At 74.5% G+C, this 16,287-nt stretch carries 14 protein-coding genes; 4 read left to right on the top strand and 10 right to left on the bottom strand.

Features of this window, described 5'->3' with window-relative positions; translation table 11 throughout:
* Nucleotides 1–61: 61 nt before the first annotated feature.
* The gene (locus ABZW32_RS12080) at nt 62–1,846 is read left to right on the top strand and encodes a CoA transferase (protein WP_356214484.1); all 1,785 of its coding nucleotides are present in this window, start codon (nt 62–64) and stop codon (nt 1,844–1,846) included.
* Nucleotides 1,843–3,540: a class I adenylate-forming enzyme family protein gene (locus ABZW32_RS12075; protein WP_356214482.1), complete on the top strand. Its 1,698-nt coding sequence runs from the start codon at nt 1,843–1,845 to the stop codon at nt 3,538–3,540. The genes ABZW32_RS12080 and ABZW32_RS12075 overlap by 4 nt, the downstream gene beginning before the upstream one ends.
* A 93-nt stretch (nt 3,541–3,633) precedes the next feature.
* Here ABZW32_RS12075 and ABZW32_RS12070 read toward each other — a convergent pair whose 3' ends face one another.
* The 5 genes from ABZW32_RS12070 to ABZW32_RS12050 all read right to left on the bottom strand — a co-directional run bounded on the left by ABZW32_RS12070 (nt 3,634) and on the right by ABZW32_RS12050 (nt 8,850).
* Entirely contained in the window at nt 3,634–4,452 is an 819-nt protein-coding gene (locus ABZW32_RS12070; protein WP_356214480.1) for a zinc ABC transporter substrate-binding protein, read from the bottom strand.
* Nucleotides 4,410–5,285, bottom strand: coding sequence for a metal ABC transporter permease (locus ABZW32_RS12065; RefSeq protein ID WP_356214478.1), 876 nt, complete (start codon nt 5,283–5,285; stop codon nt 4,410–4,412). Before ABZW32_RS12065 ends, ABZW32_RS12070 begins: the two co-directional genes overlap by 43 nt.
* Nucleotides 5,282–5,917: an ATP-binding cassette domain-containing protein gene (locus tag ABZW32_RS12060; protein WP_356214476.1), complete on the bottom strand. Its 636-nt coding sequence runs from the start codon at nt 5,915–5,917 to the stop codon at nt 5,282–5,284. The genes ABZW32_RS12065 and ABZW32_RS12060 overlap by 4 nt, the downstream gene beginning before the upstream one ends.
* A 327-nt stretch (nt 5,918–6,244) precedes the next feature.
* Complete coding sequence (locus ABZW32_RS12055; protein WP_356214474.1) at nt 6,245–8,542, bottom strand: heavy metal translocating P-type ATPase; 2,298 nt, start codon at nt 8,540–8,542, stop codon at nt 6,245–6,247.
* Nucleotides 8,539–8,850 carry a hypothetical protein gene (locus tag ABZW32_RS12050; protein ID WP_356214472.1) on the bottom strand — a complete coding sequence of 104 codons (312 nt, stop codon included), beginning with the start codon at nt 8,848–8,850 and terminating at the stop codon, nt 8,539–8,541. Before ABZW32_RS12050 ends, ABZW32_RS12055 begins: the two co-directional genes overlap by 4 nt.
* A 169-nt stretch (nt 8,851–9,019) precedes the next feature.
* Between ABZW32_RS12050 and ABZW32_RS12045 the strand changes: the two genes are divergently transcribed.
* Both ABZW32_RS12045 and ABZW32_RS12040 read left to right on the top strand, forming a co-directional pair.
* Entirely contained in the window at nt 9,020–10,525 is a 1,506-nt protein-coding gene (locus ABZW32_RS12045; protein ID WP_356214470.1) for a histidine kinase, read from the top strand.
* Between the two features lie 8 nt (nt 10,526–10,533).
* Entirely contained in the window at nt 10,534–11,190 is a 657-nt protein-coding gene (locus tag ABZW32_RS12040; protein WP_356214468.1) for a response regulator transcription factor, read from the top strand.
* 44 nt (nt 11,191–11,234) lie between these two features.
* Here ABZW32_RS12040 and ABZW32_RS12035 read toward each other — a convergent pair whose 3' ends face one another.
* The 5 genes from ABZW32_RS12035 to ABZW32_RS12015 form a co-directional block, all read right to left on the bottom strand.
* A complete protein-coding gene (locus ABZW32_RS12035; protein WP_356214466.1) occupies nt 11,235–11,498 on the bottom strand; it encodes a hypothetical protein in 264 nt (87 codons plus the stop codon).
* Nucleotides 11,498–12,361, bottom strand: a complete 864-nt coding sequence (locus tag ABZW32_RS12030; RefSeq protein ID WP_356214464.1) for a sugar-transfer associated ATP-grasp domain-containing protein — start codon at nt 12,359–12,361, stop codon at nt 11,498–11,500. Before ABZW32_RS12030 ends, ABZW32_RS12035 begins: the two co-directional genes overlap by 1 nt.
* On the bottom strand, nt 12,358–13,461 hold the full coding sequence (locus ABZW32_RS12025; protein WP_356214462.1) for a 7TM domain-containing protein: 1,104 nt from the start codon (nt 13,459–13,461) through the stop codon (nt 12,358–12,360). Before ABZW32_RS12025 ends, ABZW32_RS12030 begins: the two co-directional genes overlap by 4 nt.
* Nucleotides 13,462–13,733: 272 nt before the next feature.
* Nucleotides 13,734–14,852: an agmatine deiminase family protein gene (locus tag ABZW32_RS12020; RefSeq protein ID WP_356214589.1), complete on the bottom strand. Its 1,119-nt coding sequence runs from the start codon at nt 14,850–14,852 to the stop codon at nt 13,734–13,736.
* 137 nt (nt 14,853–14,989) lie between these two features.
* Entirely contained in the window at nt 14,990–16,159 is a 1,170-nt protein-coding gene (locus tag ABZW32_RS12015) for an agmatine deiminase family protein (protein ID WP_356214460.1), read from the bottom strand.
* Nucleotides 16,160–16,287: the final 128 nt, after the last annotated feature.

The raw sequence follows: 16,287 nt of genomic DNA, 5'->3' as shown, positions 1-16,287 counted from the left end.
GGAGTTCCCGCGATCCGTTCGACCTGGGCGACGGCCACCGCCGCGCCGGGAGAGGAGAGGCATGGCGTCCCCCGCAACCACGCAGACGGTCCGGCCGCTCGACACACTGGGCTTCGGCACCTCGGGGCCCCCGCAGATCACCGACGTCGTCGCCGAACACCTGCGGCTGCTCGGAGCGCGATCCGACGGGCCCGCCGACGACGGCCCGCCCGGCCGCGTCACGCTCTCCGGCGCGGGCTTCGACCCCGCTCGCGCGACCGTCACCTGGGCGAAGCCCGGCAGCGGGCTCGTCGACGAGGCGACCGTGCAGGCCGCGACCGGCATGATGGCGGTCCACGGACGGCGCGACGGCAGCCCCCGCGGCCTGGCCGCCGACTACGCGGCGACGGCCACCGCCGTCCTCACCGTCCAAGGACTGCTCGCCGGCCTGGTCGGCCAGGCCCGTGGGGCCGGCCCCTCCCACATCACCACCGGTGCCGACCGGGCCGGGCTGCTCGCCGTGTCCCAGTACCTCGCCGCCGCCGGGGCCGATGAGGGAGAGGCCGCCGAACTCGCCCCGGGAGGACCGCCCTTCACCTCGGTCGAGGGCGTGCTGTTCGAGCTGGAGACCCTCGACCCGGGTGCCTGGGCCGCGTTCTGGCGCGCCCTGGGCGCCCCGGCCGACGCGATGCGGGCGGGGTGGCGGCCGTTCCAGTTCCGCTACGCCACCGCCTGCGCCCCCTTCCCCCCGGCCCTGCACAGCGTGACCCGCTCGCACCCGCTCCCGCGGATCCGGCAGGCCGCCGTGCTCTCCGGCGCAGAGGTGTGCGTACTGCGCACCCTGGCCGAACGCGCCCTGGAGACCGACGGCGCCGCGCCCTGGTCGCTGCGGCCACTGGCCGGTGGCCCCGACGCGTCGCGCCCCCGTACGACGGTTTCCCCTTCCGCCGCCCGGCCGCTGGCCGGGCTGACGGTGCTGGAGGCGGGCCGTCGCATCCAGGCACCCCTCGCCGCGCACCTGCTCGGCCTGCTGGGGGCCGAGGTCATCCGGATCGAGCCGCCGGGCGGGGACCCGCTGCGCGGCATGCCGCCCGCCTGCTCCGGGATCTCGGCCCGCTGGCTCGCCCTCAACCGGGGCAAGAAGGCCGTCGAGGTGGACATCAAGGCCGGGGCGGACCGCCGCCGCCTCCGGGAGATGGCCGCGGAGGCCGACGTCTTCCTGCACAACTGGGCGCCGGGCAAGGCGGCCGAGCTCGGCCTGGACGCCGACGACCTCGCCCGGGTCAACCCGGCCCTGGTCCACGCGTACACGAGCGGCTGGGCCGAACGGCTCCAGGACGCCCCCATGGGCACCGACTTCATGGTGCAGGCCCGCACGGCGGTGGGCGAGGCGGTGCGTCCCGAAGGAGAGCCCCCCGCGCCCTCGCTGATGACCCTGCTCGACGTCCTGGGGGGCCTGCACGGCGCCGAAGCCGTTCTCGCGGGACTGCTGCTGAGGGAACGCACCGGTCACGGCGTACGGGTGGACTCCTCGCTCCTCGGCGCGGCCGACACGCTGACCGCCCCGGCCCTGCGGCGGGTGGCGCGCGGGGAGCCCGCCAGACGGCCGGCGGGGTTCCGGTACCCGCTGGCGACGGCCGACGGCTGGCTCGCCCCTGCCGACGAGTGCGCCGGGGCCGCGGCCGCGTACGACCTGCGCGACCTCTCCACGGGTGACGCGGTGGCCCTGCTGAGTTCCCACGGCCTCGCCGCCACCGCCGTCACCACAGACCTTTCCGCCCTGCACCACGACGCGCGCTTCGCCGGCTCGATCGGCCGTGACGCGCACGGTGCCCCTGCCGTTCCCGCCCCCTGGAGCCTCGTATGACCGCCGCCCGGCCCGTACTGCGCGACCTGCTGCCCGCCGATCTGCGTCGCTCCTGGGTGGTCGACGGCACCTGCCCCGACCTCGACCTCTACAGCCTCTTCCGGGCCCGCCAGATCGCCGACCTGCACCGCACGGCCGTCCTGGACGCCAAGGGGGCACTCTGTTACACCGCCCTGGACCGCAAGGTGCGATGTCTGGCCACCGGCCTCAGAGACCTCGGCATACGCGAGGGCGACGTGGTCGCGGTGCAACTGCCCGACAACCGCAACGCGGTCATCGCCGACCTGGCCCTGGCCGCGCTCGGCGCCGTCGCCCTGCCCTTTCCCGTCGGTCGCGGGACCCTGGAGGCCGAGTGCCTGCTCCGCCGGGCCGGGGCCGTCGCCGTCATCGCCGCGGTCGAGCACCGCGGTGTCCACCACGCGGCCGGCCTGCACGCGCTCTCGCGCGCACTGCCCGCCCTCCGCCACGTCATCGCGGTGGGCCCCGGCAGCGCACCCGGGGGAACGGTCTCGTGGTCGGACCTCGTGCGCCGCGACCCCGGCGGATTCGTACCGGCCCGCCCGGATCCCGACAGCGCCGCCCGGATCCTGGTCTCCTCGGGATCCGAAGCCGAGCCGAAGATGATCGCCTACTCGCACAACGCGCTGGCCGGCGGCCGCGGGAACTTCCTCGCCTCCCTCATCCCCGACGGGACCCCGCCGCGCTGTCTCTTCCTCGTACCGCTGGCCTCCGCCTTCGGGTCCAACGGAACCGCCGTCACCCTCGCCCGGCACGGCGGCACCCTGGTCCTGCTCGACCGCTTCTCGCCCGAGGCCGCCATCGAGGCCGTGCGCGAGCACGAGCCGACCCACGTCCTCGGAGTGCCCACCATGGTCCGCATGATGCTCGAACGCCTCGACGCGACGGGCGAGCGGCTCCCGGCCCCCACCGCCCTCGTCCTGGGCGGAGCCCCGCTCGACGAGAGCACCGCGGCCGCCGCCGCCCGGGCCTTCGGCTGCCCGGTGGTCAACCTCTACGGCTCCGCCGACGGCGTCAACTGCCACACGGGGCTCGCCGACACCGTGCCCCCGACCGACGCCGCGGGCGTCGTGGCGGGCCACCCCGACCCCAGGGTCGCCGAGATCCGCATCGCCGACCCCGAGACCCACGATCCGCTCCCCGACGGCGAGATCGGGGAGATCATCTCCCGGGGCCCCATGACACCGCTGTGCTACGTGGGCGCGCCCGATCTGGACGCCCGCTACCGCACCCCCGACGGCTGGGTCCGTACCGGCGACCTCGGCTACCTCGACGCCGACGGCGTGCTGCACGTCGTCGGACGCCTGAAGGACATCGTGATCCGCGGCGGCGCCAACATCAGCCCGGCCGAGGTCGAGCGCGAACTCCGTTCGCACCCGCGGATCCGGGACGTGGTGTGCGTGGGCGTCCCCGATCGGCTGATGGGGGAGCGGCTGGCGGCCTGCGTGGTGGCGCGGGGCCCGCAGGCTCCGACGCTGGACGCCCTCGGCGTCCACCTGGGCGCGCGGGGGCTGGAACGGCGCAAACACCCCGAGCTCCTGCTCCTGGTGGAGGAGGTGCCCCTGACGGCGGCGGGCAAGCCGGACCGGTCCGCTCTGCGGGAACTCCTCACCGGGAGCCTGCCGCCCGCCCGGAACGGTCTTCCCGGGGCGCCGCCCCTGGCCCAGGCCGGATGACCGAGGAGCCCGGCAGCCGAGGGCTGCCGGGCTCACGCGGCGGACGGCGGACGGCCCGGCGGTTCCGGGCCGCCGGGCCGACCGCCGCCCGGATCAGGAGCCGCCCGCGGCCTTCTTCAGCTCGGCCGCCGCGTTGCGGTAGACGGGCAGCAGATCGAGGTCCTCGCCCGGATAGTTGACGATCTCGACCTGCTTGGCGCCCGAGTCGGGCAACACGGTCCCGGTCGACATGTGGGCGTTGTCCAGCACCAGGGACGGCTTCTTCGCGGAGAGCCCGGCCAACTGCCCCGGGGTCACCGCCTCCGGCCCGTAGGTACCCACGGTGGTGGCGCCCGCGAGCTTCGCGGCCCAGCCCGTGAAGACCTGGGTGACGACGGAGGGGCCCTTGCCACCGGGCCACGCGGCCTGGAGGTCCTTGTTGAGCCTGCCGTACTCGGCGTCGAACCCGGACTTCCACTTCGTGGCCGCGTCCTGCGTGCCGAAGAGCGCGCCCAGCCTGTCGACCTCGGCCCTGACCTTGTCGGGATCGTTGTCGAGGTTGACCTCGACCAGCTTCGCCCCGGAGCCGGCGGCCTCCTTGATCTTCGCGGCGTACGGCTCGAAGGGCGCGTAGAGCACGAAGTCCGCCTTGGCGACGGCGGCGAGGTCGGAGGGCTTGGGGTCGTAGTCGGGGGCGTGGTGGACGGACTGCGGCACGATGACCTTGACGTCCTGGGCCCCGGCGGCCTTGGCGAACGCGCCCTCCCAGGTGGTGGTCACGACCACCACGGGCCGGTCCTTCCCGGGAGCCGGAGCGCCGCCCCGGGCGCGGGCGTCGGCGACGGCCCCGGAGCCGTCACCGCAGCCGGCGACGAGGGAGAGGGCCGCGCTCAGTGCGAGGAGGGAAGAGGTACGGACGCGGGTGCGCGCCATGAGCTGATTCTCCGTTCGGGAATGAAGTGGACGGCGAGGACGAGCACCCCCGCCGTCAGGACGAGTACGGGGCCGGGCGGCCAGTCCAGCCACAGGGCCAGCACGAACCCGGTCGCGTTGACGCCCACGCCGATGCCGATGGCCCAGAGGGTGATCGACCTCAGGGAGCTCCCCAGGCGCCGCGCGGCGAGTGCGGGCAGCAGGGTCAGGGCGTCGACGAGCAGCGCGCCGGTGAGCTTGATGGCTCCGGCGACGGCGATCGCGACGAGCACCAGGAGCACCGCGGTCAGGGCGCGTACCGGCACTCCGGAGCACTGGGCGAGCTCGCGGTCGTGGAGGAGGAGGCCGATGTCGCGCCGCCGCCACCCAAACAGGCCGGGCAGGACCGCTGCCAGGACGCCGAGCACGACGAGGTCGGGCGTGCCGACGGAGAGGATCGACCCCCACAGCAGGGCGAAGGCCCCGGACGCGTTGACCCCCGACACGGCGAGGATCAGCAGCGCGGCGGCGATGGCGAGGCTCATCAGCAGACCCATGGCGCCGGACAGGCCGTCCGGGGTGCGGGCGAGCGGGGCGACGCCCGCTCCGGCCAGGGCGCAGGCGACGAGCGCGCACAGCATGGGGTCGAGACCGGTGAGCAGACCGACCGCGATGCCCAGCAGCGCGACGTGCATCATCGCGAAGCGGACCGGCATGATGTCGAGCCCGACGATGACCACCCCGATGACGGGCAGGCCGATCGCCGCGAGCAGCAGCGCCAGCGCGGCCCGCTGGACCGGAAGCAGTTGCAGGAGCGCGCCGAGGTCGGCGGTGGCGAGGGACACCGGGGTCACCGGACCTCCCGCAGCCGGCCCGCGGCCATCTCCAGCACCCGGTCGCAGCGGTCCGCCAGAGCCCGGTCGTGCGTCACCACGATCAGGGTGACCGGCAGCGCGGTGAGGACGTCCGCGGCCTCCGCCTGCCCGTCGAAGTCGAGGGCGGCGGTGGGCTCGTCGGCCAGCAGCACCTGTGCGCCCGCGCCGATGCAGCCGATCGCGCGGGCCAGGTACATCCGCTGCAACTGGCCCCCGGACAGGGTGTGCAGGGGGCGGTCGACCAGCGCGGCGACGCCCAGCCGGGCGGCGGCTTCGGCGGCGTCGTCCGGCACGGTGCCGGCGGCGAGCAACTCGGCCCCGAGCAGGGGGAACCGTCCGGCGGCCGGCTTCTGGGGGATCCACGCGCAGGCCCGCCGGCGCCACGCCCACTCGGCGGGGGAACCGGTGGTCCGGCCGCCGACCCGGATCGAGCCCGTCACCTGTCGGTGCAGCCCCAGGACCGCACGCAGCAGGGTGGTCTTGCCCGAACCGTTGGTCCCGGTCAGGGCCACGCGCTCACCCGCGGCGATCTCCAGATTCACCTCGGAGACCGCCTCCACCCGGCCGTGCCGGCAGGCGACCGCCCTCATGTGCACATCGAGCTCGCCCATCCCACGCCTTTCCGTCGGTCCGTGCCGTGCGGGGCACCGGGTGTCCGCCGCCCACGTTCCAGTAGTCGGACGTCGAGGGGCCGCAGTTCCCGGCGGGCCGGACATCGTCGCGGGCGCTGTCCCCGTCGGCGTACGGGAGGAGGGCGCGGCCGTCGTCGAACGCGCTGCGGGGCGGGGTTCCGGCAGCCCCCGAGCCGACCCAGACCGTCAGTCCGCACAGGACGATCAGGCACGCGATCACCGGAGCGGCCGCGGCCAGGTACGCCTCGCGCAGACGCCGGGGCGTGACCCACCGGCCGCGCGTCGCTCCTCGTCCAGGAGATCCGGTCATCGTCCACTTCCCGTCCGGGCGGTGCGGACCCGCGCACCGGCGGGCCGGCCGGCGGGGTCCCGGCCGCGGAGCCGCAGGCTGTTCCCCACGACGAGCAGCGAGCTGGCCGACATGGCCGCCGCGGCGACCATCGGGTTGAGCAGACCGACGGCGGCCGGCGGGATGGTGACGAGGTTGTAGCCGAACGCCCAGACCAGGTTGACCCGGATGGTCGCGAGGGTACGGCGGGCCAGCCGGACCGCGTCGGCCACCGCCTCGACGTCACCGCGCACGAGGGTCACGTCCGCCGCGCCGATGGCGACGTCGGTCCCGCCGCCCATGGCGATCCCGAGGTCCGCGCGGGCCAGTGCGACGGCGTCGTTGACGCCGTCCCCGACGACGGCGACGCACCGGCCCTCGTCCCTCAACCGCCCGACGAGAGCGGCCTTGTCCTCCGGGGTGCAGCGGGCGTGGAGGCGGGCGATCCCGAGCGACGAGGCGACGGCCGAGGCCGGGGCCTCACGGTCGCCGGTGGCGAGGATCGGCTCGACTCCCAGCCGCCGCAGGCGTTCGACGGCCCGGTGGCTTCCCGGCCGCGGGACGTCCCCGAGCGCTACGAGCGCCTGGCCGACACCGTCGACCCGTACCAGGACGGGCGTGAGCGCGGCGGCCTCGGCATCGGCCAGCGCCCCGGCCAGCGGCTCGGGGAGATCGTCGCCGGGCGCGCACACCTCGACGAGGCAGCCCTCGACCACACCGCTGACGCCCGCACCGGGGACGGCCCCGAAACCGGTCACCGACGGCAACGCCCCCTCGGGGAGGTTCCGTTGGGCATGAGCGGCCAGGGCCTTCCCGAGCGGATGCTCCGAGCCCCGCTCGACCGCGCCGGCCAGCCGGAGCACCTCCTCCCGGCCCAGGCCTTCGGGGACCGTCGTGAGCCGCGCGACGGTCATGTGCCCGGTCGTGAGGGTGCCGGTCTTGTCGAGCACGACCGTGTCGACCTGCCGAAGGGTCTCCAGGGCCCGCGGTCCGCTGATCAGGATGCCCAGTCGGGCGCCGCGGCCCGTGGCGGCGAGCAGGGCGGTGGGCGTGGCGAGACCGAGGGCGCAGGGGCAGGCGACGACGAGGACGGCTACGGCCGCGGTGACCGTCGGCTGCGCGTCCGCGCCGGCGCCGAGCCAGAAACCGAGCACGGTGACGGCCGACGTCAGGACGACGGGGACGAAGACGCCCGCCACGCGATCGGCCAGACGCTGCGCCGCCGCCTTCCCGGCCTGCGCATCGGTGACCATGCGGGTGATGCGGGCGAGCCGGGTGTCCGCGCCCACCGCGGTGGCCCGTACGACGAGCAGCCCGCCCGCGTTCACCGCCGCGCCCGTCACCGCCCGGTCCGGCCCGACCTCGACGGGATCGCTCTCACCGGTCAGCAGGGACAGGTCCAGGGCGGAGGTGCCGCAGACCACGATGCCGTCGGTGGCGACGCGTTCACCGGGCCGGACGACGAATTCCTGCCCGACGGCCAGCTGTTCGACCGGGATCCGACGCTCCTCACCGTTCTCGCGCACGGTCACGTCCTTGACCGTCAGCGCGGACAGCGAGCGCAGCGCCGCGCCCGTACCGCGCCGTGCCCGCGCTTCCAGGAACCGCCCGGTCAGGACGAACAGCGGTACGCCGACCACCGCCTCCAGATAGACGTGCGCGACCTCGCCCCCGGCCGAGGGGAGGAGGGTGAAGGGCATCCGCATTCCCGGCCGGCCGGCGCCGCCGAGGAACAACGCGTACAGGGACCAGAGGAAGGAGGCGGCGACACCGAGCGAGACCAGCGTGTCCATGGTGGCCGCCGAGTGCCGCAGGCCCCGCAGCGCGCGGACGTGGAAGGGCCAGGCGCTCCAGACGGCCACGGGTGCGGCGAGCGCGAGGCACAGCCACTGCCAGTTGCGGAACTGCAGGGCCGGGACCATCGACAGGGCCATGACCGGCACGCACAGCAGAACGGTGATCAACAGCCGGTCGCGCTCGCCGCGGTCCTCCTCCGGTACGGCATCCGCCGCCTCCCCTGCCGCCCGGCTCCGGGGCTCCGCGGGCGAGTCGAGTCCGGCCGCGTACCCGGCGCGCTCGACCGCGGCCAGCAGCTCGGCCGCCGTGACGCCGGGCGGATGGAACACCCTCGCCCGGCCGGTGGCCAGGTTGACGGTGGCGTTGACCCCCTCGATCCTGCCGAGCCGCTTCTCGACGCGGTTGACGCAGGCCGCGCAGGTCATGCCGCCGATGGTGAGGTCCGTGGTGGTGCGGACGGCCGCCGGCCCCGGTGTCATCGGCCACCGCCGGGCCGCGTGCCATCCGTACCATCCGGACCCCCTGTGCCACCCGTACCGCCTGTGCCGCCCGTGCCGCCGTGACCGTGCCCCGGGCCGCCGCCGGTACCGCCCACCGGGGCGGTGTCGCCCCCGCCGCCCCCGCCGGAGTGCATGCCGGGTGCGACCGGGCCCGCCGCGGAACCGACCGCGTACGAGAGGCAGAACACCACCGCCAGTAGGACCAGGAACCCGCTGAGTGCCGGTGGTGGCACCCACCGCCGCGGCGGGGGGCCCTCGTCACCGGGGGATCGCTGATGTTCCGCCATCACGACTCCATGTCCTTGTGTCCTTCGAGGCCCTTGCCCTCTAGTGGTCGGTCCGTCGCGGCCGCGAGTTCCCGGATACGGAAAATTGACTGAATCTTCAGTCAGCGAGAGGATGCGGACAGACCGCCGGTCACCCCTTCCCGCCCCGCACCGCCGAAAGAGGCACCGCATGCCCGCCGAACGCCCCGGCGCGCGGTCCGCCGACCCCTGTCGGCGACTGCCGCCCGCCCTGGTCCGCCTGCTGGGCGATCTGCTGCTGCTCGCCGCCGTGACCGCGACGGTCCTGGTCCTCTTCGAGTGGACAGACAGCTGGGGCGTCAGCGGGCTGATCGGGACCGGGGCCTATTTCGCGGCCGCCGGCTGCGCGGCGGTGGCGGTGCTGGTCCGGCGGCGGTGGCCCTCGGTCGCGCTGGCGACCGCCGCGGCGCTGATCGCGGTCGAGCCGCTGACCGGCGGGGCGTTGGTGGCGGTGGCCTATACGGCGGGCTCCCGCTGGTCGGAGCTGCGCCGCCGGCCGGCGCTGCTGACGGTGAGCGTGGCGGCGCCGCTGGCGCTCACCGCGGCGATCACGGCGGGTGAGGCCGTGCCGGTCCGCGAGTACGAGGCCATGATCGTCCTCGTCACCGGGATCGTGTGCGGCGCGCTGCCGGGTCTGGTGGGTGCGCTCGCCGGACAGCGCGAGCGGCTGCTGAGCGCACTGTGGGAGCGCAACGCCGTCCTGGAGCGGGCGCAGCGCTCGGCGGAGGAACAGGCCAGGGCGGCCGAGCGGGCCCGGATCGCCGGTGAGATGCACGATCTCCTCGGGCATCGGCTGAGCCTGGCGGCACTGCACTCCGGCGGGCTGGAGCTGGGTGCGGGCCGGGCGGGTGATCCGGAGATCCGGCGGACCGCCGTGCTGGTGCACAGCACCGTGCGCGAGGCGATGGACGAACTGCGGGGGGTGCTGGGCGTGCTCCGGGCCGGCGACGCCGCGACGGGGGCCCCGGATCCGCTGACCGCCGCGACGGGCACCCACGCGGATGTCGCGGCCCTCGTCGGCGAGTCCCACGCCGCCGGCATCCCGGTGGACCTGAGGTGGACCGGCCGGGACCTGGTGGATGCCGCTCCGACCGCCCGGCGCGCCGTCCACCGGGTGGTCCGTGAGGCCCTCACCAACGTGCACAAGCACGCCGCCGGGGCGGCGGTGGAGGTGACCGTCCACTGCGAGGCCGGCGAGGTACGGGTCGACGTTCGCAACGGGCCCGGGCCCGCGCCCGCCGGCCGGCCCGCGCGGCCTTCGCGCGGCAGCGGGCTCGGGCTGGCCGGCCTCCACGAGCGGGTCCGTCTGCTCGGCGGCTCGCTGCGGGCGGCCCGCACGGGCGAGGGCGGGTTCCGCGTCGACGCCCGCATCCCGTTGCGCGCCGGCCCGGTCGTCCCGCGTACGGCGTCCGACCCGGCGGCGGGCCTCGGCGTACTGGCCGGCGCGCAGACGTGGCTGAGCCGGAGCGTGGCGGCCGCGGTCATGGTGCTGGGCGTGGTGGGCGCGGTGGCCCTGCAGTTCGTCACGCTCTCCTTCGTGCCCTACCCGGCGGATGACGGCCCGCCGGACTCCGGGCCGCCGGGGGTCTCCGTCGAGGACGACGCCCGGCACGGCCCCGTCTCCCCCTTCGCCCCGATCTCCTTCCACACACCGTGAGGCCCGCCGTGATCCGAGTTCTCCTTGCCGACGACCAGGACCTGGTGCGTGCCGGGATCCGGCTGGTGCTGGGGCACGCCGAGGACATCGAGGTGGTGGCTGAGGCCGCCTCCGGCCGTGAGGCGGCCTCGCTCGCCGTCCGGCACCGGGTGGACGTCGCCATGCTCGACATCCAGATGCCGGGCTCCGACGGGCTCGACGCCGCCGAACTGATCGCCGCCCGGGCCCCGTCCGTCCGGGTGGTCATGCTGACCACCTTCGGGGAGCAGGAGTACGTGGCCCGGGCGCTGCGGGCGGGCGTGATGGGGTTCATGCTGAAGGACAGCACCCCGCAGGAGCTCATCCAGGCGGTCCGTACGGTCGCGGGCGGCACTCCCATGGTGTCTCCGCGGATCACCCGGCACCTCATCGACCGGTACCTCGCGTCGGACGAGGAGCCGGTGGACCCGAGGCTCGACCGGATCGCGGCGCTCACCGGCCGGGAGCGGGAGGTGCTCGCCATGGTCGGTACGGGTGCCTCCAACGCGGAGATCGGAAGACGGCTGCACCTGGGGGAGGGCACGATCAAGGCGTACGTGAGCCGGATGCTGACCAAGCTGAGCTGTGCCAACCGGGTCCAGGCCGCGCTCCTCGCCCGGGACGCCCGGCTCCGCCCCGACCGGTGACCGGCCGCCGGTGACCGGCGGCCGGTCCACGTCGGCCGTGCCCGTCAGGGCCGCCCGGAGGCGCCGGGAGACGGCGACGGGGGCACGGACGGTCGGGCGGACGGGGCGGACGGTCGGGCGGACGGGGCGGACGGCGTGGACGGGGCGGACGGCGTGGACGGGGCCGACGGCGTGCCGACCGGCGCTTCCCGGAAGGCGTCGTGGTCGGAGGCGGGCCGGGCCGGCTCCGCCCGGACGGCGCTCACCGCGAGGAACGCCCCGGCGAGTCCGGCGACGACGATCTTGGAAGCCAGGGCGAGCCCTCGCATCAGTGCCTCCTGTGCTGGGCGGACGTGGTCGCCAGACCGCGTCCGGTGACGTTCTGGATCTGGAGCCCGGGGCGGGCGTTCACTTCGAGGATCAACGGGCCGCGCTCGGCGTCCACGACGATGTCGGCGCCCAGGTAGCGCAGGCCGGTCGCCGCCGCGCAGCGGCGGGCCGCGTCGAGCACCTCGGGCCAGTGCGGGACGCCCGCGCCGATCAGGGGTTCTCCGGTGTCGGGGTGGTGGCGGGTGGGCTCCTTGCCGACCAGGGCGTGGGTGATGCGGCCGGTGGCCAGGTCGACGGCGGCGCCGATGGCCTTCTGGTGGAGGTTGGCCCGGCCGCCGCTGAACCGGGTGGGCAGCCGCAGCATCGCCAGCTGCGGCCGGTCGCCCCGGCAGATCACCCTGATGTCCGGCAGGCCCTGGTGCGAGAGCCGCTCCAGTTCCGGGTGGGCCCGGATCAGCGGCTCGAACATCGCCCAGTCGTTCGGCCGGGGGGAGAACTCCCCGTCCAGGATGCGGCGCAGGTGATCGGTGACGTCCTCCCGCGTGATCCGCTTGCCGGAGGAGGAGTACCAGGTGTTGCGGCGTCTGCCGAACGACAGCAGGATCCCGTTGCCGCCGAGGCTCTGGTTCGGTTTCAGCGCCCAGCAGTCGGGCAGGCCGGTCCAGTCGAGGGAGGAGATCTCCGGGCGGGACCGCAGCAGGGCGACGGTCGGGGAGGTCGGCGCGCCGACGGCGGTCAGTGCCTGCTTGGTGGCGTACTTGTCGTTGACCAGGCGGATCGCCGCCGACGGGTTCTGTTCGGCGATCCGGGCGTTGCGCATGTTCATGCCCAGGACCGGGTCCCAGCCGCGGAGCCGGATCACGCGGCACCGCCCTGCGCCCTGGCGGCGGGGGAGAACCTGAACAGCTCGTTCAGCCGCAGCCCGCGGTAGGTACCGACCAGCACCGCCCACACCGCGCAGACGGCCGCCAGTTGCAGCGGCACGGCCTCCGCGAGGTGGCGTACGTACGGGGTGAGGAGCAGCAGCGCCACCAGGACGGCCGTGCCCATCGTCAGTGCGGCTCCGACGGCGGCCGACCGGGGGCCGTCGAGGTCCCACTGCTCCCACAGCCGTTCGGTGATGATCGAGGTGACGACGACGGGCAGGGTCATGCCCCAGGAGTCGGACAGACCGATGCCGCCGAGGGAGAGCTGGGCCGCGATCAGGCCCGCGGTGACCACGCCGATCAGTACTCCGAGGCGGGCGACGCGTGGCAGGTGCAGTCGGCGCAGCAGCGGCTGGATGACGAATCCGAGCGCGAACAGCACCAGCGTCAGGGGTACTCCGAGGAGCAGCCCCGACTGCGCGTAGGCCAGCGCCAGCAGGACGGGGCTGAAGGTGCCCAGGGTGTTCAGGCCGACGACCACCCGCAACAGGACGATCACCAGGGCGGCCAGGGGCAGCAGGGCCATCATGGACACCGGGTCGATCGCCGGCGCCTTGGCGAACAGGATGCGCAGGGCGGACGGGGCCTTGGGGGCGTCGGGCTGGGTCAGCAGCCGCTTCCCGACGGCCACCTGGAGCCCCTTCACGTCCTGTCGGCCGAGCAGGACCGGTGTCTCGCGCCGGGAGCGGTTGTTGACGGTCGTCTTGGCGACGAACGACCGGCCGGCGAGGCGCACGGTCGAGTCGACGACGGGCCGCTGTTCGCGGCCCAGCGCGGAGGCGACGGTGACCTTGGGGGCCGCCGAGAGGTCGAAGCCGAGGTCCTTTGCCAGCCGGGTGTCCATCGAGGAGGCCGACGCACCGGTGTCGACCATGGCGAGTACTTCGAGCGTCTTGCCGTTCGGTCCGCTGATCCGCACCATCTCCCGCTCGCCGATCACCTCGGGCGAGTGCCCGAGGGACCGGTCGGGCGAGCCGAGGACGCCGAGCAGCAGTACGCCCAGCGCGGCCACGGCGGCCAGTACTTTGAGGAGCACCGGTGTCTTCCCCCGGCCGCCCCGGTGTTCGCCGCGCGACGTACGGTCCGCGGCGGCCGGCCCTGATGTGTTCGTTTGAAGGTCTTCCACAGGACCAGCTTTGGCGAGCGGGCACGGCGCGCAGTAGTGGCGATCGGCTCGGGAGGGGCAACGAAAGTGCACAGGGCGAACCGCCCGGCGCACCCCCGACGAGCAGAAAACCGGCCGCGGCCCGGTCCCACGTCGAGTGACGTGGGACCGGACCGCGGCCGGTGGGCCTGCGGCCCCGCCGGTCAGCCGCCCATCGCGGGCAGGTCGTGGGTGGCGCAGTGGATGCCGCCGCCGCCGGAGGCGATCGCGTCGATCTTCACGGGGATGATCTCGCGGTCGGGGAAGTGGTCCTTCATGACCTGCCGGGCGTGGTCGTCGGCCCGGGCGTCGCCGAACCGGGGCAGGTAGACGCCCTTGGAGCCGATGTAGAAGTTCATGTACGAGGAGACGAAGGCGTCGCCGCGGCCGGTGATCCGGTCGGGGTCGGGCTGGGACAGTTCGATCACCTCGATCTTCTTGCCGCGCGCGTCCGTGGCGTCCTTGAGGACGGACTTGGCCTGGTCGGCCGAGCGCGACCACACGTCGGCGGGGGTGCCCGGGAAGGCCTTGTCCAGCAGGACGACGCCGGGCGCGACGAAGCGCATCAGGCAGTCGACGTGCGCGTCGGTGATGTCCTTGCCCTTCACGCCGGCCAGCCAGATCACCTTGGTCACGCCGAGGGCCTTCTTCAGCTCCTCCTCGACCCGGTCGCGGCTCATGCCCGGGTTGCGGTTGGAGTTGACCACGGAGCTCTCGGTGAGCACCAGGGTGCCGAGGCCGTCGGTCTCGAAGGAGCCGCCCTCGGCGACGATCGGCGTCTCGATCCGGTCGATGCCGTACTTCGTCAGCAGCGTCCGGGCGACCTTGGCGTCGTTGCCGTGCTCCTGCTTCTTGCCCCAGCCGCTGAAGTTGAAGTCGACGCCCTTGACCTTGCCGCCCTCCTCGACGAAGACCGGCACGGTGTCCCGGGCCCACAGGTCGTCGACCGAGACGGGGATGACCTCCACGTCGTTGCCGCAGGCCTGCTGGGCCGCCTCCTCCTGGTCGGGCCGGGCCAGCAGCACCACCGGCTCGCGCGCCCCGATGGCGGCGGCGAGTCCGGCGATGTCCTTGCGCACGTCGTCCAGCTGGTCGCCCCAGACGTTCTCGGACGCGGGCCACGCCATGAACGTACGGGTGTGCTTCTCCCACTCGGCGCCGAGCCGACGCCCGTTCGCCGCGCCGGAGCCCGGAGCCGGGGCGCCGTCCTGGTCCGGGTCGTCGAGTTCGGAACAGGCGGTCAGGCCGAGGGCGAGCGCGCCTGCGCCCGCGAGGGAGCGCATGACGGAGCGGCGTGACAGGTCGGGAATCGGCACGGGGTCCTCCGGTGGGGGAAGGGGGAGCGGGGAGCGACCGGGCCGTACGCCCGGTCGCCGGGCCGGCGGGGCGCACCGCCGGCGGTGTCCATGCGGACGGGAGGTCAGGGCATCGGCTCGTGCATGGTCGAGCAGTGGATGCCACCGCCACCGCCCATCAGGCGGTCGACGTCCAGCTGGACGACCTCACGGCCGGGGAAGGCCGCCGCCAGGGCCTGCCGGGCGGCCTCGTCCTTGGCCCGGTCGCCGAACTGGGCGGTGATCACGCCGCCGTTGACGAGGACGAAGTTCAGATAGGAGTCGACGAAGGTCGAGCTCTTCGAGCGGACGGTGTCGGGGCCGTCCACCCGGATCACCCGCAGCCGCCGGCCGCGGGCGTCGGTCGCCGCGGAGAGGATCGCGAACTGCTCGCGGGCGTCGCGCGCCCACTCGTCGTTGCGGTCCTGGGGCGGCAGCTGGACCATCACCACGCCGGGGCGGACGAACCGCGAGGTGACGTCGACGTGGTCGTCGGTGATGTCCTTGCCCTTGATCCCGGGCAGCCAGATCATCTTGTCCGCGCCGTACGCCTCCAGGAGGGCGTCCTCGATCTCGGCGCGGCTCATGCCCCGGTTGCGGTTCTTGTTGACGAGGCTGCTCTCGGTCGCCATCAGCGTGCCGTCGCCGTCGCACTCCACCGCCCCGCCCTCGCCGACCAGGTCGGCGTAGGTGAGCCGCAGGCCCCGCCGACGGGCGACGAGCTCGGCGACCCGGGCGTCGTAGGTGTGCACCTGCTTGTTGCCCCACCCGTTGAAGTTGAGGGAGATCGCGTCCACGCCGCCGTTCCCGTCGTGGCGGAAGACCGGGGCGATGTCGCGCATCCACAGGTCGTCGGTGGCGATCGCGGTGATCACCTCGACCTGCGGTCCGCACAGGGGCCGCGCCTCGCGGGCGCTGTAGTCGTCGGGGGCGCACATCACGACCGGCTCGAACTCGGCGATGGTGCGGGCGATCAGCGCGATGTCCTCCTGTACGCCGGACAGCTGCCGCCCCCAGACCGACTTCCGCGACGGCCAGGACATCCAGGTCCTGGCGTGCGGGACGTCATCGGCTGGCACCCGGGGGCGTACCCCGCCCGGCCGCGGTGCGGGCGAGGCGGAGGCCGACGTGAGCGCCGCGCCGCCGAGGGCGACGCCGGCCGCGCCGAGGCCGACCGCCCCGAGCACGCCCCGACGGGAGGGCAGGAGCCCGAGCAGGTGGTCGGCGAGCGAGCGCTCGCCACGGTGTTCGGTCATGGCATCTCCAGATCAAGTAGACCTTCGCCGGACCGGCGCCGCCATCGCGGACAGGGGGGATCGCCGGTCGGGCAGGGTTCCAGCCCCGACCTCAGCCTCGCACTGACTGAAAATTCAGTCAAACTCGT

The sequence above is a fragment of the Streptomyces sp. NPDC004667 genome, from assembly GCF_040609475.1.
Lineage (GTDB): Bacteria > Actinomycetota > Actinomycetes > Streptomycetales > Streptomycetaceae > Streptomyces.
This window is presented reverse-complemented; position numbering and strand designations above follow the sequence as displayed.

Excerpts from the sequence above, each read along its gene's own strand:
- ABZW32_RS12080 (WP_356214484.1), top strand. The coding sequence starts at position 62 with ATGGCGTCCCCCGCAACCACGCAGACGGTCCGGCCGCTCGACACACTG.
- ABZW32_RS12075 (WP_356214482.1), top strand. The coding sequence starts at position 1,843 with ATGACCGCCGCCCGGCCCGTACTGCGCGACCTGCTGCCCGCCGATCTG.
- ABZW32_RS12070 (WP_356214480.1), bottom strand. The coding sequence starts at position 4,452 with ATGGCGCGCACCCGCGTCCGTACCTCTTCCCTCCTCGCACTGAGCGCG.
- ABZW32_RS12060 (WP_356214476.1), bottom strand. The coding sequence starts at position 5,917 with ATGGGCGAGCTCGATGTGCACATGAGGGCGGTCGCCTGCCGGCACGGC.
- ABZW32_RS12055 (WP_356214474.1), bottom strand. The coding sequence starts at position 8,542 with ATGACACCGGGGCCGGCGGCCGTCCGCACCACCACGGACCTCACCATC.
- ABZW32_RS12050 (WP_356214472.1), bottom strand. The coding sequence starts at position 8,850 with ATGGCGGAACATCAGCGATCCCCCGGTGACGAGGGCCCCCCGCCGCGG.
- ABZW32_RS12045 (WP_356214470.1), top strand. The coding sequence starts at position 9,020 with ATGCCCGCCGAACGCCCCGGCGCGCGGTCCGCCGACCCCTGTCGGCGA.
- ABZW32_RS12035 (WP_356214466.1), bottom strand. The coding sequence starts at position 11,498 with ATGCGAGGGCTCGCCCTGGCTTCCAAGATCGTCGTCGCCGGACTCGCC.
- ABZW32_RS12020 (WP_356214589.1), bottom strand. The coding sequence starts at position 14,852 with ATGCGCTCCCTCGCGGGCGCAGGCGCGCTCGCCCTCGGCCTGACCGCC.
- ABZW32_RS12015 (WP_356214460.1), bottom strand. The coding sequence starts at position 16,159 with ATGACCGAACACCGTGGCGAGCGCTCGCTCGCCGACCACCTGCTCGGG.